Here is a 23,938-nt window from a genome sequence, read left to right on the forward strand (position 1 = left end):
TTCTTGAATATCATGTTAGTAATCCAATTTATATATAGTTTTAATGATCTCTCCAACAATTGATTTGTTTCCTTGAGATTCTAATGAAGTAAGGTTCTCAGAAGTTGTAAAATAATAATTATTATCGATTATTCGAATAACTTTTATGCAATAAGAAGAATTACTTTCTATGACAACTTTAGAAAAATCATTATAGATAGGCTTAGTTTGAACATAAACGAATTTATCCTTAAAAGAAGGTAGTTCAGAAGGAAATCGAAATGCAGCATTGCAAACAAACCCGAATTCATGTGATTCAATGGCTATAGTTTTACCAGTTACAGAATCTAATATATGAAGTTTTTTGCTTTTATATAATTTTTCAATATCATCATTTAGGATAGATTCCATTGTAACATCAAAAATTTTTGCACAAGATTCTACAATATCTACTTTTGGTAAAGATTGTCGCTCTCTTGATTTGACAAATGCTGATCTGTCACATCCAATTGCTTTAGATAATGATGATATATTTTTAATATTTTCTGATTTTTCAATTAGATAATCTAAATTTCTAAAAAACACGATGTGTTTATTTACTTTTAATGCAGTCATGAAAATTTATGTTGACAAATGTCATCATCCTTTGTAGTTTTGTTGTCAGATGTCAGCAATTCTATAGTTGAGTTAATAGAATTACAAGTCTGCTATCTCTAATTAGTTGAGATGTTTAAATAGATATAAATGAAAATGGGAAAGGATGTCATATGTTCTTGATAAATAGTTATATCGTGCTAAAATCATCAATGTCAGGTGTGGTAACCTGCAAAAACAAGCGTAATCATGCGTTAAATGGTGTCAGTGTAATATCATCACGGCTTTTTCGATTTTATCGAGTTGTCGGGTGGTGGCGTAAATACAATACTCGCGAGAGAAATAGCGTCGACCTTACTTGTTTGAGGTTACCAACCACCTGGCTTAATTGGTAAAAAACAAGGAGTCTAATCATGTCTGAAGTCAAGTGGATTAAAATTGTCACGGATATTTTTGATGATGAAAAAGTACAGTTAATTGAATCTTTACCAGAAGCTGATTCAATAATTGTAATTTGGTTCAAATTACTCTGTCTAGCAGGGAAAAATAATAATAGCGGTGTTTTTACTTTAAATAACAGAATTCATTACACCGATGAAATGTTTTCAACAATATTTAGGCGTCATGTAAATATTGTAAAACTTGCACTTACTACATTCGAAAAGTTTGGAATGATTGAGTTGATTAATGATGTTGTTACCATTCCCAATTGGTCTAAACATCAGCATTTAGATCAGCTAGAAGAAAAGAAAAAATACCAGCGTAATTACATGAAAAAATATCGAGAAAAACAAAAGCAAATTACTGATCAAAATTACAGTAAATCTAACTGTAAAACTAACAGTGAATCTAACAGTAAAGCTAATGTTAGCTCGACAGATAAAGATATAGATAAAGAAATAGATAATAATAACCCCCTTATATCCCCCTTTGAATTATCCCCTTGTAAAAAATCACAACAGTGTCATTGTTGTTCAAGAAAAGCAAAATTTACAATTAGTGATTTAGCATATTGTGGGCAGCATACAAGGATTGAGCTAAGTAAACTTGGTAAGCTAGATTGTTTACCTAATGATTTAAATGATCAATTGATAAATCAACTTGATACATCTCTACATGAAATTTTTGAAGAATATCTTGATTTGCGCAAACAGCTTAAGGTTAAAAATACTGATAGAGCTGTAGGATTGTTAATCAATGAGTTAAAGAAATATTCTCTTAATGAGCAAAAGCAGATGATTGAAAACTCAATTATGCATTCATGGAAATCAGTGTATCCGTTAAAGAAGCAACCAGCTAATAACCAACAGAGTAAATCTCAAACACCTGCTGTTAATGCCATTTTAGATGAAAATTGGCGTATGACAGATGAAGAGTTTGATGCACATAACGAAGCAAATATTAAAGCTGCATTTGGTGATGATTTTTTTGAAAATCTTAAAAATGATATTGATAATTTTGACCAAAAAGGAGGGGCAGCATAATGGAAGCAATAAGTAAAATTGAAAGCTTTGTAGAGCAAATGAAGCTTAAAGCTGAGAAGAAAAAACAACATTGTGATAAACATCAGATTGGTTATCTCTATAGCTGTTCACAATGTGATGCTGAGATTAAACAAGCTCAAGAAAGAGCATATCAAGTAGGTGTTTTATTAACTCAGTCAGGTATTAGAAAACGTTTTGAAAAAGCATGTTTTGAAAATTTTAAGCCTGAGAATCATCATGATCAAATAAATTTTAAGTTGGCTAAGAACTATGCTGATAATTTCGATGTCATGAAAGAAAATGGCAAAAACATTGTCATGTATGGTGGTACAGGCACAGGTAAAAATTATTTGGCTGTTAGCATTATGCGAGAATTAATCAGCCTATATAGCGCTAAGGTAAAAGTAATTACGGCGTATAACTTGATCTACAGCATTAACGAAACTTACTCACCAAACTGTCATAAAACCGAGCGCCAAGTTAAGCAAGAATATCTTAGCTATGATTTTTTAGTGATTGATGAGTTTGATTTAAATCGTGGCACTGAGTCAGATAATTTACAGTTGTTTGATGTTATCAACGATCGTTATGAAGAAATGTTGCCAACAGCAATTATTTCTAACCTCAATCGAGAGCAGTTAGAGAAGCGAGTAGGACAGCGTGTCATATCGCGCCTACTAGATGGTGGTGTAATCATGAAGTTTACTGGAGTCGATAGAAGGAAAAATCAAGTTTGTAATGGAGGGGTAAAATTATGAATTGTATAAATAAAGTTTTAAAGGTCGTGGTAAAGTTTTCATATGGCTTATGTGGGTATGTATTGGCGATGGGTAGATCGTTTAATGATGAGGATTTATTTGGTGATTATGACGTTGTTATTCAAGTGGATTTGGCTAAGGGAGCAGAAAAATGAGTTTAGATAATTTGATTAAGGTACAAGTTGAAGATGCGTTACAACCAATAATGGCGGAATTAAACTTTTACATAGACAAACTTTCTAAGACAGATGTTTATAAAGATGTTCAAGTTGGCGCAGCAGAGGCAGCACGGTTGCTAAATAGAAGCGTTGCTATGATTCATATCTATGTTGATGAAGGGCAGTTAATTCCAGTTGACCCACATGAAAAATGCAAAAAATTTACACTCGAAGAAATTGATAGATTTAGGAATGAGTCAACAATGCAACGTCGAAAAGATTTTTAATAGGAGATTATATATGAAAATGCAAAGTGAAAATAACCTTAAATATATTGGTGGTGGTAACGGTTTTGGTTTTTTTATAATACTTTTTTTCATTTTTTTAGTATTGAAACTATGTGGTGTTATTACATGGTCATGGTGGTGGGTATTTGCACCGTTTTGGTTGCCACCCACTGCTTTTTTATTGATATTGGCAATTTTTTATGTTGTCGTTACAATTTTTGATTTGATCAAAAATTATGTTAAGCCAAACAGTTAGTTTTAGAGCGAATTTTAAATAAAAATCATCTTGCCCAAACTCAAAGAATAATTATTGATAGCATAGAAATATAGCAGGTATTTCGGGGGGAGTTACATTCCGAGATAGTCATTTTTATCTTGGGATGTACCCAAAAATTAACGATTTAGGAAGTAAAATGAGTCAGCAGTTACAAGTAGTTAATTATAAAAGTCCTGTAGTAACAGAGCAGCAGTTGAAAACGTATTTGTCATCAATGGGAAGTAACCTAAAGCCTGAACATCAAACGCAGTTTATAGAGCTTGCAAAAGCATTTAATCTTAATCCATTTAAGCGTGAAATATATGGGGTAAGTTATAAAGATAATTTTAATATCATTGTTGGTTTTGAGGTTTATTTAAAGCGTGCAGAAGCTAGTGGTCAATTAGAAGGTTGGAGAGCTTGGACAGAAGGTAACAAACCTGATTTAAAGGCATGTGTTGAAATTAAACGTAGAGATTGGAGTGAACCTTATTACCATGAAGTTTATTTTGAGGAGTATAAACAAGAAAATAAAATGTGGTCTACAAAGCCACGCACAATGCTTAAAAAAGTTGCCATAGCTCAGGGTTTTCGTTTGGCATTTCCACTTGAATTAGGTGGAATCCCCTATATGGAAGATGAACTGCCAGATTTAGAAATTACGGATGTTACAACCAAAGAAAAGAAAAATAGTCTGGTCATAAACAAGCTTTACACAAAAATCAAAGCGCATGGTCTTAGTGATGAGGAAATACCTGATTTTGCTAAATTTGCAAATTTCAGTAGAGATGATATTGACAGTTGTTGGTGCGCATTAAATCGCTTTAATAAGTTATTTCAAGATTATCAAAATTCAAAGGCAATTGATCATGAATCTTTATGAAATTAATCATGCAATTATGCAAACACTATCTAATTCTGTTGATGAAGAGACAGGTGAAGTCATTGGTAATTTCGATATAGAAAAGTTAGATGAATTAAATCTAGCACGTGAAGTTAAAATTTTGAATATTGCCAAATTGATTAAAAACCTAAGTGCTGAACAGGCAGCAATTAATCATGAAAAATCAAAATTTCAACAATGGGAAAGTTCGATCAAAAGTCGTGTTGAATCACTGAAAAATTATTTAATAAGTAACTTAAGGGAGGGCGAAAAATTCAAGGATACACAAATTATGGTTAGTTATAAAAAACCAATGCAGAAGGTTCATATTTCAGATGTAGAAGTTTTGCCAGATGAATTTAAAAAGATTTCAGTTTTAGCAGATAAGGCAAAGATCAAAAGGCAACTTCTTGATGGTGAAATTGTATCAGGAGCAAAGCTTGAGTTGGGTGAGCCAAGTGTTTTGATTAAGTAAATGAAATTAAGGATAAAGTCATGAGTGAATTAGCGGTATTAAATAATCAAGAGTTAACAATGTCTAGTCTTGAGATTGCTGAGCTAACAGGTAAGAGGCATGATCATGTAATTCGAGATATTAAAAAAATGTTAAATGAACTTGAAATCACTCACCCCAAATTTGGGGGCAGCTACATAGATAGTACTGGGAGGCGGTTAAAGTGTTATTACTTACCAAAGCGTGAAACATTAATTTTAGTCTCAGGATATAATATGGGTATGCGTGCTAAAATTATTGATCGTTGGCAAGAGCTAGAAGAAAAACAAGAAACATCATTTGAAATACCGCAAACATTACCCGAAGCATTAAGATTAGCAGCTAATTTAGTTGAAGAAAACTTAACACTTAGAATTGATAATGAAAAAAAGTCATGCTTAATTGATGAATATCAGCCAAAAGCCGAGTATTTAGATCAGATATTAAGTTCAACTTCACTTGTGACCATAACTCAAATAGCTAAAGATTACGGTATGAGTGGTCGTGCAATGAATGAACTTTTGCATGAAATAGGCATTCAGTACAAAATTAATAACCAATGGCTGTTATATAGTCAATATCAATCAAAAGGTTATACACAAAGTTATACACATTTAAGAATGATAAATGTTAGTTATAATCATGATTTAACTGAAGTTAAAATGGTATCAAAATGGACACAGAAAGGTCGCTTGTTTTTATATAACAAATTGAAGTATGTAGGTATTTTACCAATGCTTGAATCCAAAGTAGCTTGATTATTTTTAAGGATTTATAATGAGGTATCAATATGAGGATAAAGTATTTTATTCACAGGTAGCGATATTTAAATATTTAAAGTCGATTAGTATTGTTAGCTGTGGATATAACTTCTTTATCAATGCTTTAAAGAAGAATAATCGAAATGTGCTAAATACGATTAAGTATACTAAAAAGCATAATCATGGTCGTGCAAAAGTGAGTCAAGGATTTGAAGTTGATGGAGCTTACTTTAACAATATGAGTGAGTTTGAAGATAAGTATAATTTGCCTAAAAATACAGTTTCTAATATTAAATCAAAACAAAAACTATCTGTGCAAGAAGCAGCATTAAAAGCGTTGGAATTACCAATTGCTAAGCATCAAGTTTTATATAAGAACAAGATGATATCAAAGTTTTTACAATCAAAACTACCAACGACAAATTTGGCCTATCGTTATAACAGGGGGTAAACGATGGATGAGTTAACATTATCAATTGGGTATAAAATGATTGAGAGCCTAATCGGTAGAAAATATGCTGATGTGGTTTATGATATTGCTGCGACAAATAATCGAAATAAAGTCTATATTCCAGTTTATTCTGGTGGCTCTACAGGTCGATTAAAGAAAGCGTTGCCTGATCATATCTTTAAAGAGCTTGTTAAACATTTTGGTGGTCAACGTTTATATATTCAAAAAGAAAATATTAAAATTGATGAATCAGCCTTAAGGCGTAAAGCAACACAGGATTTAGCTGATAAAGGTTACTCAGCAGATGAAATAGCACAGATTATTGGGGTTAATAGGACGACGGTGTTTAAAAGTTATTTGGCTAATAAAGTAAAAATGAAATATCTTAATGGTAAGCAAGGAGAATTATTTTAATTTTAAATGTATTTCAATGATCAGTTATAAAGTTTATATTTAAATTGTTTTTATTATGTATCTATAAGTTTATATATTTCAATATTGTGCAATGCAAAATCATGCAAACACTTGTATCGCCATTAATAAATTTATTTTATTGTTTCAAATATTACATAAAAATTTATTTTGTTATATTTATTTTTATGTAAAACAAAAAAAATTAAGGCTACTTATGATGCTTAAAATTATTTTATTATCTTTTTTGTTGGTGTTTAATTTAAATTCTATGGCCTCCACATTAATTTATCAGCCTGTCAGTCCCTCATTTGGAGGCAATCCTTTAAATGGGCCTTTTCTACTCCGTAGTGCTGAGCTACAAGATGATCATAAACCTCCTTCATCTGGGAGTAGATCATCAGCAAATACTGCTGCCGAGAGATTAAAGGCAAGATTAGATTCAGTTATTGCTTCACAGTTAGCTAGTTCAATCTTAAAAAATGTGATTGATGATGATGGTAACTTAAGTGCAGGTTCGGTTGAAACAGATTCATTTACCGTTTCTGTCACAGAAATAGGTAGTAGCTTCATTATTAATTTAGATGATAAAGTAACGGGAGAGTCAAGTGAAATTACTATTACTAATTAATAATATCAAAATAACTACACTGTTTATGGTTCTAATACTATTAACAGGTTGTGCTACAAACCAAAAAAGAATCAAGCAGCCTGTTTATGATGAGAATGTCTATTCACAAGCTTTTATGAAAACTTTTCCTAAAGAAAAACTTAATGTATCAATTTTTGAATTTAAAGATTATACGGGGAAATATCAAGGTGCACTAAATGGTCAAAGTGTTTATTCAAAAGTAGTTACTCAAGACCCAGAGTCTGTCTTAATTACTAAACTATTGGCAAGTGATTGGTTTAATGTATTAGAGCGAACGGTGTTAAAAAATATTTTAACTGAAAGAAAGTTATCTGAATTAAGTAACAAAGAGAAATTCTCTAAACTTGCATACTCGCGTTATGCACTTGCAGGTGGAATTATTGATTATGAATCTAATACATTAACAGGAGGGCTTGGTGCAAAATATTTTGGTATTGGAGGTTCTACTGAATATAGAGCTGATCAGATGACCATAAGTTTAAGATTAATTGATATTGAGACAGGATCAATTTTAAGCTCTACTGTTTTGACGGATCAAGTTTATTCATATGGATTGAGTCTAGGGGTTTTTCAGTTTGTAAGCTATAAGAAATTATTGGAAGCTGAAGGTGGCTTTACAAGAAATGAACCCAAGATTCTTGTATTAAATAGCTTACTAGAAGAATCTGTTAAACAGCTTATTCAAGATAGTATTGAATTAGGTATTTTTAGTGTAAAAGAAACAAGCAGTAATATAAAACAAATAAAAAGTTGATGTGTAATGAATAACTAATAATTACTTAGGGAGGTGCATAATTAAGAAGAGAAGAGTTTTATTTAAAACAAAAAAAGAAAAATTGAATAAAAGAATATAATTCTAATTGGAGAACAACATGAATATCCTAAGTAAAAACCTACTAGGGGTTGCATTATTCAGTTGTCTGTATATAAATGCAAATGCAACAACTAGTGTATCTGCAGCATTTGACGCTGCTCATAGTGCTGCATTAGCTGATGTTAATGCAATAGATCAGTCACTCTCAGGTAGTACTGCAGCTATTTCAGATACAACAGCAACTATGAATAATGTACAAATGACTGTCTCACAAACACCAGGTAGTATACAAGTAAGTGAGATTACAAGTTTATCAAATCCAGCAATTGATGGCAATGATGATGTTTTCATTGATCAATCAGGTGCTACGGTTGCTAATCCTAATAAAGCCTTAACGATATGGAATGGTGATAATTTATTTTTAAGCTTAGTGCAAAATGGAGAAGGTAATTTATCTTTACTCAATGTTAATGGTAATGATTCTAGTTTTGAACTTGATCAATCAGGCCCAGGTAATAGTAGTACGGTTACATCAATTGGTAATCAGCTTGATGGAACAGTAGATCAAGATTCAGTATTAATGGGAAATGCTTTTACCTATAGAGGTAGCGGTGATAATAATGAGTTTACAGTTACACAAAATGGTGATAGCAATACTTCTACTGTTGATATTGAAGGGAATGATAATTTCATTGGCAGTGGTGATGCAATTAATCTGGATGGAAATAATAACCTAAGCAGTGCTTTAATTGTAGGAGATAATAATAGCCATAATCTAGCAATAGATGGTGATACAAATACATTTAATGCAATAATTGAAGGCAACTCCAATCGTATAGATATGGGTTTTGTAGGTGAGAATCAAGGTAATAATAATAATTTCTTTGCTGATATACATGGCGATAATAATAGGAGCGATATGTATGGTATTGTTGGAAACTCAAATAACTTATCAGCAAATATTACAGGTGATGATAATCGTAGTGGAATGACTGATGTCAATGGAGATTTAAATGCATTATCAGCAACAGTCATGGGAAATAGTAATGATCTAGATTTTTATGATATTACAGGAAATTTAAATGATTTATCAGCAACAGTCATGGGCAATAGTAATGATCTAGATTTTGATGATATTACAGGAAATTTAAATGAGTTATCAGCAGCTGTGGCAGGTAATGATAATGATGTTGATTTTCATGATGTCGTCGGTAATGAAAATATGCTATCAGCTACTTTAACAGGTGATGATAATAATGTAGATTTTGATAGTGTTGTTGGAAATCTGAATGAATTGTCAGCAACAGTCATGGGCAATAGTAATGATCTAGATTTTGATGATATTACAGGAAATTTAAATGAGTTATCAGCAGCTGTGGCAGGTAATGATAATGATGTTGATTTTCATGATGTCGTCGGTAATGAAAATATGCTATCAGCTACTTTAACAGGTGATGATAATAATGTAGATTTTGATAGTGTTGTTGGAAATCTGAATGAATTGTCAGCAACTGTGGCAGGTAATAGTAATGATATTGACTTTCATGATATTGAAGGGGATGGAAATATATTATCAGCGATAGTAACAGGTGGCGATAATGATTTGGATTACAATGATATTGAAGGTGATAATAATGTTGTTATATCTACATTATTTACAGGTAGTAATTCTAATGAGTTAACTGTAGATCAAATTTTAGGATCTGATAATACTCTTACAACAAATATTACAGGTTCTTTTAATGATTTAACCTATAGTATTGATGGAGACAGTAATGACATTACTACAACGGTAAATGGTGATAATTATCTTCATACAACAACACTAGTTGGAAGTAATAACATAATGACTTTCACATACGGTCCATAAATAACTATCTATTTATATGGCAAAATTATTTTGCCATATAATCATATAACTATAAAATTAAAAATTTAATTAAATCTTATTATTTATATTTATTCACACTACACGACAGTAACGGTGTAACCCATTGATTTTTCATTGTTATCGTTCATTCTTATAATCGCCAAAAAACAAAAAAGAGCGATATGATGAAACACATCAATGAATTACAACAGTCACTGAAGCACTATTTTAACTTATCTTTTTGGAATACTGAATGCCTAACTTACTTTATTATTGCCCTACAGATAATAAATGATGTTAATCTTTCACAAATTGCTAAATGCTTTCCATCAAAAGCATCAACTACGTCATGTTATAGACGTCTTCAACGTTTTATCACAAGGTTTGAAATATCTTTTCTTAGCCTCTGGAAACTAGTCGACACCATTTTCAATTTATCTGATCAAGTCATATTATGCATGGATAGAACTAACTGGAAGTTTGGCAAGGTACATATTAATTTTCTAATGATTGCTATTGCTTATAAAGGTGTTGCAATTCCTGTGATTTGGTCACTGCTTCCTCAGCGAAAGAGAGGTAACTCAAAAGCCATTGATAGGCAGAGACTATTTGATCAACTACTTGAATTTATTCCTGCAACTAGAATTAAAACACTTTTATGTGATCGTGAATTTATTGATGGAAATTGGATAGCTTATTTGTCTAGCAAACAAGTTAAATTTGTTATTCGAGCCAAAGGTAATTATCTAGCTTCTAATAAAAAGATTTCAAAATTATTTCTAACTCTTCAAGCTTCACAAGCAAGAACACTTCATAATACAAAGTGTATAGTAGGGTGCGATTTATATGTTTCAGGACTGCGACTGCCTACAGGTGAATTAGTTATTGTTGTAACTAGAGAGTTTAACCTAAATGCACTCGATCAATATAAAATAAGATGGGAGATTGAGTCATTTTTTTCAGCTATTAAAAAACGTGGTTTTAATTTTGAGAATACCCACTTAACTGATATGCAAAAACTTTCAAGGCTTATGTTTGTTGTATCCATTGCATTAATATGGTCTTATCGTACAGGTGAAATATTAGAAAGCATTAAACCTATTAAAATTAAAAAGCATGGATTTAAAGCTAAGTCTTTGATTAAAATTGGTACTGAAACTATTGCTAAATCGCTAGCTAGAGCCATTAATTCTTCAGAGTATATCTGTAATATTATCAAAGCTACATTTAAACCTAAAATATCAATTAGTCAAAGAATGGATCTGGTAGGTGTCATGTAGTGTGATATTTATTAGAAAATTTGTAACATGTTAAAAAGATATACTAAGGCTTGTTAACATTTCAATTTAAGAATTGATTTTAAGAAGTAAATTCGTAAAGTTAAGATTCTTACAATATAAAAATAAGCTTGCTAATGATTCGATGAATGCTCATAGAGGAGTATTAGTCAAATATTAAGAGATATCATGCATGAATATAGGATTTATGGTAAACCTAATTTATAAAGTACTTTAGCAGGTGATATAACATAAACATATAGTTTGTGATGGCTATAGTTTGCCAATTTGTTTTGCTATTACAGGTGGTGAGGTTAATGTATGTAAAGTAATAACACTACGATAGAAGTACCTTGTGATCTATTTGACAAAATAAGTTTTTTGTAACATATTCTATTTAGTGATTTTAATCACTGGTATGTATAACGTAATGCAAGGAGCTAGCAAAATGAGTACTACAAAGATTCCACAGATGAAATGACGTCATATACAAATTACGCAGATCATAAATTAAATCAATGGCAAACTGATACAGTTAATGGTATGCCTTCACATAATAGCAATGGATTTATGAATTTAACACCTGGAGGTACTACTGGTATACCCAATCTTTTTGGTTTTGGCACGGAAATATCTCAGAATCCTGGTTTAAACAGTACAGTATCAAATTTGGATAATTACGCAAAAGAATTGCAACAATTAGTTAACTCTTTAAATAGAGATTTATTTCAAATGTTTAACCATCAGACATTTCCTCAAACAACATGGATGAATAAACAGAGTTTAGCAGTTGATATTACGGAGTTTCATGACTCATTTGTTATTAAAGCAGAAGTGGCTGGTTTGAAAAAGAATGATGTCAAAGTTTACTATAGTAATGGTCAATTAACCATTAAAGCAGTGAAAGAACGTCAAGATAAGATAGAAGCTAATTCAATATCAGTTAGAAAAGAGAGTTTTGGTGGTGTTTACACCCGTCATATTTTATTGACAAACACTCCTGAAGTTGTTGATGCTAAGTCAATTACTGCTAAATTAAATAATGGTATATTAGAGATTACAATTCAAAAAACTAAGTCTATTCAAAATACGTCATTAGAAGTACCTATAAGTTAGAGCTTTTACTTTTACTCTTCTCCGTGGCTTGCCACGCAATACATATTGTATGGAATGAAAATATGGGGGTAGCTATATAAAAGCAGGTTGGTACTCCGTAAGGCAAAAAATTCGGAATATCCGACTGCTTTGTGTTGCTGTGGAGATAGAAATTTTAGATCTATTACACATTGATTTCACAATGTGAATAGCTTCATTTAAATTGAGATTATTTTACCATACCTAAACTCAAAACTAACTATAAATTATAATATTCATAATCAATTAAAAAGGTACTTCTGAAAGCTAGTAATCCCGGGGGGTTGGGATGCGCAAGAAATATTTTCTGCGAGGAGGATGTATTTCGAGGACTAGAGTTTACTCAAGAGCCATCTATTATTTATAATAAGCTGAATAAAATTACTTAATTTATTCATTAAAAGGTTTAATCTTTTATAGTTTATAATCAACTACAGTTTGCACATAAGCCATGAATTTCGAGGTTCCATGTTTTTACTAAAAAGGTTTTGTTATCCTTAATTTTGGTGGGTATGTTAAATTTATTTAAACAGGTTTCTTTAGTTGAACCACATGAGTCACAAATTAGTATTTGTATACCTTTATGCTGGTGATCAGCATTACAGGCGATGTAACAATTAAGGCTTTCAACTCTATGGATAAAACCATGCTTTGACCAAAAATCTATTGCCCTATAAATTGTGGGTGGTTTAATCTCTTTTTCTACGGATAAGGTTCTTAAGATATCATATGCACTAATAGGTTTATGTTGGTTAATAATGGTTTCTAATACCTGTTGTCGTGGTAGAGTAAATCTGTATTTGTTTTCTTCACAAAATAGCTGTGCCTGCTTTAAGTAATTATTCATGTTTAAAAATATTTAACCTTAGCCTTATCATTAAATTAGTATAAACTAATTTTTATCTTTTTTATAACTGTTATATTGTAACATATAATATTTTTGTATATGATGCCTTACACAATTAATCATATGATAAGTTTAATAAATTTATTGTTGGGCTTATCTATAAAAATGTTATATGAAAAGGCGACTAAATCTATGAATAGTTTTGAAATTTTAATGGCAATAATAATTTTTCTTCTAACAATTGTCTCAGGGATATTTCCATTTGTAAAAAGAGTTAATAACCCTGCAGGGTTTTCGTTTCCAATTGGTGAAGCACTTGCTAATGGTGTTTTTTTAGGTGCAGGTATGATTCATATGCTTGGAGATTCAGCATCTGATTTTATGGATTTACATATTGATTACCCTTATGCATTTTTAATAGCAGGGATAACCATATTATTTTTCTTATTAATTGAACATATTGGTGTGGGAGCATCAAAAAATAATAAAATGAATTCAAGTTTTATGGCAATTATGGCAACTATTATGTTATCTATACATAGTTTTTTTGCTGGCGCGGCTTTAGGAATTTCAGCTACAACAGCGGTAGCTATTGTAATATTTATTGCCATTATAGCTCATAAATGGGCAGCAAGCTTTGCTTTATCTTTGAATATTAACCAAGCTAAACTTAGTTTTATAGCTAGGTTAGTATTATTTTTGATTTTCTCATTGATGGCTCCTATAGGTATTTTATTTGGTCAGAGCGCACAGGTATATTTTACTAATCCATTTATTCAACCAATTTTCACAGCAATTGCTGCAGGTACTTTTATATATATGGGAACTTTACATGGATTAGATAGAGCCGTACTCATTAAAGACTGTTGTAATACCAAACAATATATGTTTGTTATTATTGGTTTTGCAATCATGGCATTAGTTGCGATTTGGACTTAACTAAATAAAGGATTTAACTAGTACAAAAACATCATCTCTATTTTCTTATAATCTAGGCAATTACTATTAAGATACTAGGGGATTTTAATGCCTACGATTGTAAAAGGAAAAGTTGCAACAAGGCAGCAAGCTTCAGATATTTTTGGTGTTTATGTCACAACAATTGATGATTGGGTAAGGCGAGGTTGCCCTTACCTTGAAAAAGGAGGTAGAGGCAGAGCTTGGTCATTTAACACAGCTGATTTATTCAAGTGGCGTTTACAAGAAGAAGTTAATCAGAATGAAAAAATAATGCCAAGTGGTGATGAGCTTAATTTAAAGATCAAGCAAGCAAAGTTACGTTTAACTGATGCACAAGCAGATAATGAAAAAATAAAAGCACGCTTAGCAGCTAATAAAGTGATTGATGCAGATTTAGTATCCAGTGTATTAGCTGATATTTTTGGTTTAATGCGTAATAAATTTTTAAGTATTCCTGAACGAGTAGAATCAAGATTAGTTGGTGAAACTGATAAAGATAAGTTTAGAAAAGTACTACTTGATGAATTAAAAGAAGCCATGTTTGATATATCAGATAACTCAACCCAAACAATCAGTAAAATACTTAGTCAAGGGCAAAACAATGACTGATGTACTTGCTAATCTATTAACTAAAAGCCTTCAACAGCATTTTAAACCAGTCAAAGATTTAAGCATTTCTGAATGGTCTGAACAAAACGTATATTTACCAACAGGAGTATCAGCAGTACCAGGAAGATGGCGCACAATTGCTTATCAAAAGGAGGTATTTGAAGCGATAGAAAATCCAAAGATTAATAAGATTACATTGATGTTTGCAGCACAAACAAGTAAGTCTTCAATTATTAATAACGCACTTGGCTACTATATCCAACATCAACCCGAATCACAAATTATGATGCAACCGTCAGAATCTGATGTCAAAACTTGGCTTGAAACTAAATTCAATCCAATGGTAGATCATTGCCCATCAATTAGTGACTGTCTAGCTAAACCAAGAAGTAGGGAAGGTGTTAATAATCAAAAGATGAAATCCTATCACGGAGGTTTTTTGATGCTTAGCTGGGCAGGCTCACCAAATACTATGCGTGGTCGCTCTGCACCTAAAATTTATGCTGATGAAGTTGATGGCTATGAACGAACGAGTGAAGGTCATCCAGTTAATCTGTTATGGCAACGTGCTGCAACATTTGGTAGTAAGCGTAAACTGATTATTGCTAGTACGCCAACACATAAAGGCGCATCATTTGTTGAGATGAGTTATTTATCTGGTGATCAAAGACAATACTATTTACCATGCCCTCATTGTAATGAATACCAAACCTTACAGTGGAAAAATGTCACATGGCAAAGTGAAAATGGTAATCATGATATTGAATCAGCCAAATATGCCTGTGAAAATTGTGGCAGTTTAATCAATGATGGTCAAAAGCTGGCGATGTTAAGACAAGGTCAATGGCGAGCTAAAATGCCATTTAATGGGCATGCAAGTTTTCATCTTAATGAGCTATACAGTCCATTTCGCACTTTCAGCGATATTGTGCAGTCATTCTTAGAGAAAAAGCATACAGGTGATTTAAAAACGTTTGTAAATGTATCTTTAGCTGAAACATGGGAAGAATCTGGTGAGCAAATTGAACCTAACAGTCTATTAGCAAGAGTTGAAAACTGGGATAAATTACCACTAGGTGTAGCTGTCATTACAGCTGGTATTGATGTTCAGCAAGATCGAATTGAATTACAAGCTGTTGGCTGGGGTATTGATGAAGAATCATGGGTAATTGATTATAAAGTTTTTCATGGTGAAACAAGTGAAGATCAAGTATGGCAGGAATTAACATTATATTTAAACAAGAAAAGATATTTACATGAATGTGGTAAAAAATTACCCATAGCATTTGCCTGTCTTGATACAGGTGGTACTAATAATATGACATCAAAAGCTTATGATTATGTTAGACAGAGCCGAATTGGCTTACCGTTTGCCATTAAAGGTAGAGGGGGCGAATATCCGTTTGTAACCGCACCATCAAGAAAACGTGTACCCAATAAAAAAGCATTTGATCTTTATACAATTGGTACAGATGAAGGTAAAAGTATTTTATTTAATCGCCTAAAACTTGAAGAAACATCTGATGCCAGTATTATTCATTTTAATGCTGATGTCTGTGATGAACGTTATTTTTCACAGCTAACAGCAGAAAAGCGAGTACTTAGATACCATAAAGGTTTTCCTAAATATGAATGGCAGTTGCATGCACCAGATAAACGTAATGAGGCTTTAGATACTTATATTTATTCTTTAGCAGCACTTAGAATTACTAATGTTGATTTGGCGTTGAAGTATGAGCAAATTATTAATTAAGTATATTATCTGTTGAAATGGTATGTATCATCAGTTTATACGTGAATTGGATTTTAAACTAGACTTATTTTATATATTTAAAATTGAAGGTTAAATATGAATGAAGAGAATACAATACTTGTATCACTATACAAATATTAATGCACTTAAAGGTATTTTAAGAAGCAAAACACTATGGTTAACTTCATGCGAAAATTATACAGATGTTGAGGCAGAAGATCGTGCACTTAAAGAAGTTATTAATTATGGGTTGAATAATGAGCAAATATTTAAGGAAGTTATCGTTGGGCATTTAAATATATATGCAGACTTAGATGAAGACAATCATGAAAAAATTATTAATGAAGTTGTTAAATTAAGAAAAAATACTTATATGCTTTGTTTATCAGAAACTAAAGATAATAAACACTTATGGGATAACTATGCTAACAAAAATGATAATGGTGTTATTCTTGAATTAGATCGAGGGTATTTACCACATATGAAGACTAAAGCAGGTTATAAAAATTATACCCTTACATCGAGTGTTAATGGAAAAAGATCATCTGAGTATAGACTTGTAGATATGGTTTATGGTAGAGATAAGTTCATTGAAGCAATTCAAGCTTACTTCAAGTCATCTTGTCCGTTAGTTTTGCCTTTTTACATCGATGAGTATAAAGATATTCAATATGAAGCTGAAAAAGAAAAGAGGCTTCTAGTTTATGTTTCAGATACAGGACCTAAATCTAGGAATTCATTATCATTTAAGATTGACGGAAAATTTGAAAATGATGATGAAGAAACTTTTAATCAGAGAAATATAATTTATAATGAAACGGATAATCGATTTGAATTAAAACTGACAGCAGAATCTTATAAATCCAATTACAACTTTATAGATCAGACATGTGCTGTAAGAAAAGTTTATTGTAAATCGTCAGAAATCTTAAAATTGCTTAATAAATTAAAAAGAAGCGTTAATGGTGATTTTATGATAGAAAAAATCAATTAAGTTAGTTCGCTTTTAATAATTAGCTGAATTCTTCTTTAAGGACATACATTATTTCAACTGAATTTTAATCTTACCCAAACTCCCTCAATTTAACCCTATACAATAACCCTAAGATATGGGGGAATGTATGGATATCGAAGAAGAATTACAACAAAAACGAGCAGAGCTTGAAAGTATTAGATCATCAATTAGTAAGCTTTTAAGTAATGGTGGGGTTGCATCTTATGCTGCTGGGGGGAGTACAGTTGGTTATCGAAACTTACCTGAATTACGAGCTGAAGAAAGAAAAATTTTAGCTGCTATAGATTCACTTGAACGAATTAAGTCAGGTAAACAGCAATCTAATTTCATTACCTCAAGCTTTAAGGTGATGTAATGAAGTTATTATCACGATTTAAGCGCAATAAGACAGTTAACAAAAATATTCATCATTCTTTACCACCAATATATAACCGTGGTTATGAATCAGCAACATCACAATTATTGCGTGATGTTTTTACAGGTGGTAATGTCGATGAAGTCATTGAAGGCCAATCAAGTGCTATTTTACGACGCGCACGAGAAGCCTATGCCAATAATGATTATGTCAAAGGTTATATCTCACAAGCCTGTACCAATATTATTGGTCATCAAGGCATACGTATTCAATGTAAAACCAAACGCAAACGATTAAATGACTTAACTGAAGCTGCTTTTAATCGCTGGGCTAGAAAAGGTAACTGTGATGTCTCTGGTAGCTTATCTTTTATCGATATTCAGCTTTTATGTGTGCGTTCTTTGTTAAGAGATGGTGAATTTTTTATTATTAAACATGTGATTGATGGTCAATTGCAATTACAGCTAATTGATAACTCACGTATTGATGTGACTAAACGTGCAACGCTAGCAAATGGCAAAAAAATCATCAATGGTATTGAAGTTACTCGCTTCGGTAGGCCAATAGCCTATTATTTAACGGATGATACTGAAAGTACTCAAAGGATACCTGCTAAAAATATCATTCATGGCTTTATCTCTGAATATGTAGGTCAAAAACGCGGTATTTCATCGATTGCAACGGCATTAATTCGTCTTGGTTTATTAAAAGAATTTGAAACATCAGCTGTTGATAATGCAAGAAGTAATGCTAAGAGCATTGGATTTTTAAACTTACCAGAAAATGAAATTGATTATAATGCATTGGCTGATCGAGATGATAAAGCATATGATCATTCATTTGAGATGAAAGCCGTTGATGATCGTGCGCAGTTTCATTTATTAAAACCAGGCTATAAGCTATCAACATTTAATAGTCAGTTTCCAAGTACTACCTTTGCACCATTTAAAGAATCTATTTTAAAAGCGATTAGCTCAAGTTTAGGTTATGGCATTAATTATATTAATTTGGGGAATGATTTAAGTAATGTTAATTATTCTAGTGCAAGACAAGGCTTATTGAATGAACGTGATGCATGGAAAATGCTGCAAACGTTAATCATTGATTCATTAGTAAGAGAAGTATTTGAAAGCTGGTTAGAAGTTGAATATCTATCAGGTAGATTAGGTAATATCAGTGAGATTACTTTTAATCAGTTAATCGATACGGTTAAATTTCAAACGCGTAATTTTCCTTGGATTGACCCACTTAAAGATGCTAAAGGCACAACCGAGAATATTAATAACAAAACAACTAGTACTTCACAAGAAATTATCAATGCTGGTGGTGATGTAGAAGAAATATATGCTCAACAAATTGCAGATGCAGAGCATCAAGTAAAGCTAAATAAAATATTAACTCTAACAATAGATACTGAACAAGTAACCATCCAAAAACAAATTAATGAGGGGGTAGATGATGCAGAATTACTTAAAGATGATTGAAGATAGTAAAACACTGACACGAGATTATGAATTTAATGCAACAAAAAGTAAGATTGATATTGAAAAGCGTACAGTTGAATTAAGTTTCTCAAGTAATACACCGTATCAGCGTTGGCAAGATGCATCAGAAGTATTAGATCATCGTGCTGAATCAATTGATTTAACAAGGCTTAATAATAAAGGTGCACTCTTAGTCAATCATGATTGGAATCGTCAGATTGGTGTGATTGAAGAAGCCTATCTTGACGGTAATAAGGCACGAGCTGTTGTTAAATTTTCAAAGCGTCAAGAAGCCGAAGATTTCTTTCAAGATATTCAAGATGGCATTATTGCTAATGTCTCTGTTGGTTATAGCATCAAAAAGGCGGTAGCTGATCATAATAATAAAGCTGTGATTGCTACACGATGGCAACCATTTGAAATATCACTTGTCAGTGTGCCAGCTGATATTAGTGTCGGTATTGGTCGTAATCTTGCCCAAACTGACAGTCAAGAAACAGATAAACTAAAAGAAGTTTTAAGTCATTCAAATTTAAAGTCCAAAAATGAGGGGGATAAAATGAGTCAAGCAGTCAATGAAGATAACAAAATACAAACACGTTCATATGATGATGGTGTTAAAAGTGAAAGTAGCAGACGAGATAAAATTGATGCGCTAGCACGAGAATTTAATCAAGCTGAATTTGCCAGAAGCTATCTTACAAATGGTTCAAGCTTTGACGTATTTCAGAAAGATTTAATGCTGCATGTTCAATCTCAACAGAAAGAGCGATTAAGACAGTTAGAAAAGGAGAGCCCACAGATTGATGCAGTTAAATCTTGTGCCAGTAATATTGGCATGAGTGAAAAAGAAACACGAGAGTTTAGTTTAACACGAGCGATTCGTGCAATGAGCAATCCGCTGAGTTTAAAAGCACAAGAAGCAGCAAAATTTGAGTTTGAAGCATCAGATACAGCAAAAAGATCAATGGGTATTTATGATGACGGTGATTTTGTTATTCCGAATGATATTTTACAAAGAGACTTTAGTATTGCTAATGGTGGTGCGCCATTAGTTGGAACTGAGCTAAGAGCATCGAGCTTTATTGATCTTTTGCGTGACAAGTCAATTATGATGAATATTGCCCAGAGATTATCAGGTTTAAGGGGTAATATTGCCATACCAAGACAAACACAAGGTTCTAATATTACTTGGGTCGGTGAAAAACAAAATGTGGATGAAGGTGAATTAACCGTTGATCAGATTCATCTATCAGCAAAAAGATTAGGTGTATTTTTAGAGATATCACGAGAATTATTAACCAATAGTTCAATTGATGCTGAGACAATGGTGCGAAATGATTTACTAGCAGCAGTAGCACAAGGTATTGATACGGCAGCTCTATATGGAACAGGTGCAGATTTTCAACCATTAGGGTTAACAAGTGTCAGTGGTATTACAGCAGCACAATATGCAGGTGAAAATCCATCTTTAAAAGACTATATCGATTTAGAGACAAGCATTGCATTACAAAATGCGGATGTTGCCAATATGCGTTATTTGATTAATCCATCATTAAGAGGTGCAGCTAAGACAACACCAAGACTACCAGATAGTGAATTAACTGTCTGGGAACAAGGCAATACAATTAATGGTTATCAAGTTGAAGTAACCAATCAGATTAAGCCTAATCAAATTATTTTTGGTGATTTTAGTCAGTTATTGATTGGCCTTTGGGATGGCTTACGTTTAATAGTTAATCCATTTAGTTTAGATAAATCAGGGGCAATACGTATTACGGTAATGCAAAGTGTTGATATTGCAGTACGTCGTCCAGAATCATTTGCCATTGCAACGAAACAAGCTTAAGGGGGAAGATATGAAAGCAGTATTATTACGATCAATTATAGCAGCGGGAAAACCACGTAAAGTTAATGATGTGGTTGATATGAGTCAGGCTGAATATGATTTTCTAGTTACTCGCAAATTGGTTAAGCCATACGAGGAAAAAGTAGACGATAAAAAAGCAGATAAGAAAAAGAGTAGCAAATAGTGGCACAATATCTTGAAAACTTTGATTGCTTATTTAATGACTCTGGTGAGCCTGCAGTTATTGTTAGAACGGGTGATAAAATCACAATTAGACATGAGATGGTAGATAATATTCATACACTCGGCCTATCACAATATAAGAACTGTTCAGCGATTGCGTGGGTTAAGTACGATGATCGAAATAAGATAGTGCGTGATGATGTCATTACATTAACCAAAAGCGCACAAAGTTATCAGGTTGAACATAAATTATTAAGTGGTTCGGGGTTAGTTAAACTAGTTTTAAGTGATGTGGTAGAAAATGACTATATCGATTTCTGATCAAGAGGCAATGAGTATTGCTGAGGCGATTAATGATATTCAGGCAACAGAGAAGCAAATTAAAAATGCCTATCATCAGTCAATTGGTAGAGCTGTTAGACTATCATCAAATCGTGTTGCACATGATATTGCTAATCAATTGGGTATCCCGCTTAAACTAATTAGAAAGCGTATTTTTGTTTATAAGACCATTGTTACTAAAGGTTCATGGAAAATCTGGGCTGGTTTAAATGATTTACCAATTGATAAATTAGGAAGGCCAAAGCGTATTGGATCTGACGTTGTTGTTAAAGGTATTACAGCAAGTAATGCCTATATTACTAAAAACGGTTATGTTCGTGTAAGAGAATCAGGTCAACGTGCAACAGTTGAGATTGATGAACAGGCAGAGAATCTATTACAAAAGCTATTGCCCTATTACTTTTATCAATACTTTGAAAAAGAGTTTCGGCAATTATTAAAGTTTAAATATGGGGTTAATTAATGCTTAATAACACACGAGAATTAACGGAGTTTATCTTATCAAAATTAAAATATAAGTTACCGCAAATTAATTGGCAACTATATCCTAATATTCAAGATTTAAAAGGGCTTCAATTACCCATTGGTAATCTAGCATTACAGCAGTTTGACTTTACACCGAGAGTGACAACCGATCTAAAAACGGTTGACTGTACATTTAGTATTCGGCTTTTATTTAATGACACATCACTTGCACAATTAAATATTCGTGATGCAGCATTGGCAGTTGCAAGCTATTTACATAGAAATTATTTGAGTGAGCAGATTGAATTGATAGAAGTTATATCTAGTAATCAAGACTATTTTACGCCAGAAATTAATGGTTTTGTTGCTTGGGAGATTTTATTTATTACTCGTTTTTATTGTGGTGATTCTATTTATCAATTAAACGGTATTTCACCTGATGTTGAATTAAATATTAACAATAATTTGGTGTAGTGATGGATGTAGTACAGCATTTAGTCGATATGCAAAGACGCTTAAATAATTTAATCAGAATTGGCATTGTGGCTGAAACTAATGAGACAAGATTACGCATAAAACTAGGTGATAATATTACAGGTTGGCTACCTTGGTTAACTCAACGAACAGGTGATTGTCAAACATGGTGGAAACCATCAACAAATGAGCAAGTACTTGTATTAAGCCCTTCAGGAGAACTGAATAATGGCGTTGTACTACCAGCAGTGTATACACAAAATCAACCGAGTTTAAATCCAAATGAGCAGAAAACTATCTATAAAGACGGTACGACAGTCAGTTATAACTATGAAAAAAGTAAGTTAACAGTTGATTGTGTCGGTGATGTTGACGTAATTGGTGCTAAGACTTTAAAAGTAACCTTCGATGGTAATATTGATATTAAAACACCACGTCAAGTTAAAGTTGATGCACCTAATACAATCTGTACGGGTAATTTATTAATACAAGGCAGCTTAACATATATGCAAGGTATGAATGGCTTTAATCAAGATGGCGGAGCAACAGCCATGATTCAAGGTAAAGTACTAGTTTCAGATGATGTGGTTGCTAATGGTATCTCGCAAGTTGGACATACGCATATTGGGGATAGTGGGGGGAGGACTTCAAATCCAGTTAAATAAAGAGGTTGTGATGTTAGGCAGCACCATGCAATTCAACTTTATAGTGTAGATTTTCACGATTAACAACATCTTGTAAAGCGAGGGTAACAAATGTTTTAGGGTTCATTCCCAATGCTTTAGCAAAACTAATTGCAAGTTTTACACCAACAGGACGGCGCCCATGCTCAATATCACATAGCTGTTGCTTTGAAATGCCAATTTTTTTAGCAAAATTAGCTTGTGATATTTCTTCACATTTGCGTAGAGCAAGTAGTGTGTTACCAATGGTTTCTGGTTCATCGATTAGGTTATTTAAATACTTTAATGTGTTAGTACTCATGTTTATTTACCTCATCAATTTCAATATAGTTTAATTCAACATTACCGTTATCATATTCAGTATAAATTGCTCTGTAAGCTTTATTTAGTCTGATTGAACGTTGACCAGAACGTTTGCCATGTAATGGCTCATCATGATAACCAGGCGTTTTTCTTACTTCTGTTAGGCCAAAGGTGGTAATATCTCTAACCCATAATCTAAGTTTTTTAACAATATGAGATGGTACTTTCTGTAAATCTTTTTTAGCTTGTTTGCTTAAATTTACTTTGTAAGCTTCCATTTCATATTCTCCATCATTTGTTATTTCTAATTGTACTCATATTATGAGTATTTGTCAAGAGATTATGAAAACATTA

The 23,938-nt window shown here is 32.3% G+C and carries 31 protein-coding genes; 27 read left to right on the forward strand and 4 right to left on the reverse strand.

Going from position 1 to position 23,938, the window contains the following annotated elements:
- Window positions 1–15 precede the first annotated feature (15 nt).
- Window positions 16–594, reverse strand: coding sequence for a hypothetical protein (locus KFE69_03035; protein ID UTW43135.1), 579 nt, complete (start codon window positions 592–594; stop codon window positions 16–18).
- A gap of 392 nt (window positions 595–986) precedes the next feature.
- Between KFE69_03035 and KFE69_03040 the strand changes: the two genes are divergently transcribed.
- The 15 genes from KFE69_03040 (at window position 987) to KFE69_03110 (ending at window position 12,244) form a co-directional block, all read left to right on the forward strand.
- Window positions 987–2,057 (forward strand): phage replisome organizer N-terminal domain-containing protein, encoded by a 1,071-nt coding sequence (locus KFE69_03040; GenBank protein UTW43136.1) that lies wholly within the window; start codon window positions 987–989, stop codon window positions 2,055–2,057.
- On the forward strand, window positions 2,057–2,815 hold the full coding sequence (locus tag KFE69_03045) for an ATP-binding protein (GenBank protein ID UTW43137.1): 759 nt from the start codon (window positions 2,057–2,059) through the stop codon (window positions 2,813–2,815). The genes KFE69_03040 and KFE69_03045 overlap by 1 nt, the downstream gene beginning before the upstream one ends.
- Entirely contained in the window at window positions 2,812–2,970 is a 159-nt protein-coding gene (locus tag KFE69_03050; GenBank protein ID UTW43138.1) for a hypothetical protein, read from the forward strand. Before KFE69_03045 ends, KFE69_03050 begins: the two co-directional genes overlap by 4 nt.
- Window positions 2,967–3,260, forward strand: coding sequence for a hypothetical protein (locus KFE69_03055; GenBank protein ID UTW43139.1), 294 nt, complete (start codon window positions 2,967–2,969; stop codon window positions 3,258–3,260). The genes KFE69_03050 and KFE69_03055 overlap by 4 nt, the downstream gene beginning before the upstream one ends.
- A 19-nt stretch (window positions 3,261–3,279) precedes the next feature.
- On the forward strand, window positions 3,280–3,516 hold the full coding sequence (locus KFE69_03060; protein UTW43956.1) for a hypothetical protein: 237 nt from the start codon (window positions 3,280–3,282) through the stop codon (window positions 3,514–3,516).
- A gap of 157 nt (window positions 3,517–3,673) precedes the next feature.
- Window positions 3,674–4,399 carry a phage recombination protein Bet gene (gene bet, locus KFE69_03065; GenBank protein ID UTW43140.1) on the forward strand — a complete coding sequence of 242 codons (726 nt, stop codon included), beginning with the start codon at window positions 3,674–3,676 and terminating at the stop codon, window positions 4,397–4,399.
- The gene (locus KFE69_03070; GenBank protein ID UTW43141.1) at window positions 4,386–4,874 is read left to right on the forward strand and encodes a siphovirus Gp157 family protein; all 489 of its coding nucleotides are present in this window, start codon (window positions 4,386–4,388) and stop codon (window positions 4,872–4,874) included. Before bet ends, KFE69_03070 begins: the two co-directional genes overlap by 14 nt.
- A 20-nt stretch (window positions 4,875–4,894) precedes the next feature.
- Entirely contained in the window at window positions 4,895–5,650 is a 756-nt protein-coding gene (locus tag KFE69_03075; GenBank protein ID UTW43142.1) for a phage regulatory protein/antirepressor Ant, read from the forward strand.
- Window positions 5,651–5,669: 19 nt separating this feature from the next.
- On the forward strand, window positions 5,670–6,104 hold the full coding sequence (locus KFE69_03080; protein ID UTW43143.1) for a hypothetical protein: 435 nt from the start codon (window positions 5,670–5,672) through the stop codon (window positions 6,102–6,104).
- Between the two features lie 3 nt (window positions 6,105–6,107).
- Window positions 6,108–6,518, forward strand: coding sequence for a hypothetical protein (locus KFE69_03085; GenBank protein UTW43144.1), 411 nt, complete (start codon window positions 6,108–6,110; stop codon window positions 6,516–6,518).
- A 91-nt stretch (window positions 6,519–6,609) separates the two neighbouring features.
- Entirely contained in the window at window positions 6,610–7,146 is a 537-nt protein-coding gene (locus KFE69_03090) for a curli production assembly protein CsgF (protein UTW43145.1), read from the forward strand.
- The gene (locus KFE69_03095) at window positions 7,124–7,921 is read left to right on the forward strand and encodes a transporter (protein ID UTW43146.1); all 798 of its coding nucleotides are present in this window, start codon (window positions 7,124–7,126) and stop codon (window positions 7,919–7,921) included. Before KFE69_03090 ends, KFE69_03095 begins: the two co-directional genes overlap by 23 nt.
- A 118-nt stretch (window positions 7,922–8,039) precedes the next feature.
- The gene (locus tag KFE69_03100) at window positions 8,040–9,851 is read left to right on the forward strand and encodes a hypothetical protein (GenBank protein ID UTW43147.1); all 1,812 of its coding nucleotides are present in this window, start codon (window positions 8,040–8,042) and stop codon (window positions 9,849–9,851) included.
- A 182-nt stretch (window positions 9,852–10,033) separates the two neighbouring features.
- The gene (locus tag KFE69_03105) at window positions 10,034–11,131 is read left to right on the forward strand and encodes an IS4 family transposase (GenBank protein ID UTW43148.1); all 1,098 of its coding nucleotides are present in this window, start codon (window positions 10,034–10,036) and stop codon (window positions 11,129–11,131) included.
- A gap of 474 nt (window positions 11,132–11,605) precedes the next feature.
- The gene (locus KFE69_03110) at window positions 11,606–12,244 is read left to right on the forward strand and encodes an Hsp20/alpha crystallin family protein (GenBank protein ID UTW43149.1); all 639 of its coding nucleotides are present in this window, start codon (window positions 11,606–11,608) and stop codon (window positions 12,242–12,244) included.
- A 445-nt stretch (window positions 12,245–12,689) separates the two neighbouring features.
- Here the strand turns inward: KFE69_03110 and KFE69_03115 are convergent, their stop codons facing one another.
- The gene (locus tag KFE69_03115) at window positions 12,690–13,109 is read right to left on the reverse strand and encodes a transcriptional repressor (protein ID UTW43150.1); all 420 of its coding nucleotides are present in this window, start codon (window positions 13,107–13,109) and stop codon (window positions 12,690–12,692) included.
- A gap of 192 nt (window positions 13,110–13,301) precedes the next feature.
- Here KFE69_03115 and KFE69_03120 point away from each other — a divergent pair, with 192 nt between their 5' ends.
- The 12 genes from KFE69_03120 to KFE69_03175 all read left to right on the forward strand — a co-directional run bounded on the left by KFE69_03120 (window position 13,302) and on the right by KFE69_03175 (window position 23,263).
- Entirely contained in the window at window positions 13,302–14,048 is a 747-nt protein-coding gene (locus tag KFE69_03120; protein ID UTW43151.1) for a ZIP family metal transporter, read from the forward strand.
- Between the two features lie 87 nt (window positions 14,049–14,135).
- Entirely contained in the window at window positions 14,136–14,678 is a 543-nt protein-coding gene (locus tag KFE69_03125; protein UTW43152.1) for a terminase small subunit, read from the forward strand.
- Window positions 14,671–16,431 carry a phage terminase large subunit family protein gene (locus KFE69_03130; GenBank protein UTW43153.1) on the forward strand — a complete coding sequence of 587 codons (1,761 nt, stop codon included), beginning with the start codon at window positions 14,671–14,673 and terminating at the stop codon, window positions 16,429–16,431. Before KFE69_03125 ends, KFE69_03130 begins: the two co-directional genes overlap by 8 nt.
- Before the next feature lie 100 nt (window positions 16,432–16,531).
- Window positions 16,532–17,425: a hypothetical protein gene (locus KFE69_03135; GenBank protein UTW43154.1), complete on the forward strand. Its 894-nt coding sequence runs from the start codon at window positions 16,532–16,534 to the stop codon at window positions 17,423–17,425.
- Between the two features lie 127 nt (window positions 17,426–17,552).
- A complete protein-coding gene (locus KFE69_03140) occupies window positions 17,553–17,801 on the forward strand; it encodes a hypothetical protein (GenBank protein ID UTW43155.1) in 249 nt (82 codons plus the stop codon).
- A complete protein-coding gene (locus KFE69_03145; protein UTW43156.1) occupies window positions 17,801–19,285 on the forward strand; it encodes a phage portal protein in 1,485 nt (494 codons plus the stop codon). Before KFE69_03140 ends, KFE69_03145 begins: the two co-directional genes overlap by 1 nt.
- Window positions 19,260–21,134 carry a phage major capsid protein gene (locus tag KFE69_03150; GenBank protein ID UTW43157.1) on the forward strand — a complete coding sequence of 625 codons (1,875 nt, stop codon included), beginning with the start codon at window positions 19,260–19,262 and terminating at the stop codon, window positions 21,132–21,134. The genes KFE69_03145 and KFE69_03150 overlap by 26 nt, the downstream gene beginning before the upstream one ends.
- Window positions 21,135–21,144: 10 nt before the next feature.
- Entirely contained in the window at window positions 21,145–21,318 is a 174-nt protein-coding gene (locus KFE69_03155; GenBank protein ID UTW43158.1) for a hypothetical protein, read from the forward strand.
- A complete protein-coding gene (locus tag KFE69_03160) occupies window positions 21,318–21,638 on the forward strand; it encodes a hypothetical protein (protein UTW43159.1) in 321 nt (106 codons plus the stop codon). Before KFE69_03155 ends, KFE69_03160 begins: the two co-directional genes overlap by 1 nt.
- Complete coding sequence (locus KFE69_03165) at window positions 21,619–22,122, forward strand: hypothetical protein (GenBank protein UTW43160.1); 504 nt, start codon at window positions 21,619–21,621, stop codon at window positions 22,120–22,122. The genes KFE69_03160 and KFE69_03165 overlap by 20 nt, the downstream gene beginning before the upstream one ends.
- The gene (locus KFE69_03170) at window positions 22,122–22,598 is read left to right on the forward strand and encodes a hypothetical protein (GenBank protein ID UTW43161.1); all 477 of its coding nucleotides are present in this window, start codon (window positions 22,122–22,124) and stop codon (window positions 22,596–22,598) included. The genes KFE69_03165 and KFE69_03170 overlap by 1 nt, the downstream gene beginning before the upstream one ends.
- A gap of 2 nt (window positions 22,599–22,600) precedes the next feature.
- Window positions 22,601–23,263, forward strand: a complete 663-nt coding sequence (locus KFE69_03175) for a phage baseplate assembly protein V (GenBank protein ID UTW43162.1) — start codon at window positions 22,601–22,603, stop codon at window positions 23,261–23,263.
- 13 nt (window positions 23,264–23,276) lie between these two features.
- Here KFE69_03175 and KFE69_03180 read toward each other — a convergent pair whose 3' ends face one another.
- Both KFE69_03180 and KFE69_03185 read right to left on the reverse strand, forming a co-directional pair.
- Entirely contained in the window at window positions 23,277–23,582 is a 306-nt protein-coding gene (locus tag KFE69_03180) for a helix-turn-helix transcriptional regulator (GenBank protein UTW43163.1), read from the reverse strand.
- Complete coding sequence (locus tag KFE69_03185; GenBank protein UTW43164.1) at window positions 23,572–23,862, reverse strand: type II toxin-antitoxin system mRNA interferase toxin, RelE/StbE family; 291 nt, start codon at window positions 23,860–23,862, stop codon at window positions 23,572–23,574. Before KFE69_03185 ends, KFE69_03180 begins: the two co-directional genes overlap by 11 nt.
- Window positions 23,863–23,938 lie beyond the last annotated feature (76 nt).

This window comes from bacterium SCSIO 12844, assembly GCA_024397935.1.
GTDB lineage: Bacteria > Pseudomonadota > Gammaproteobacteria > Francisellales > Francisellaceae > M0027.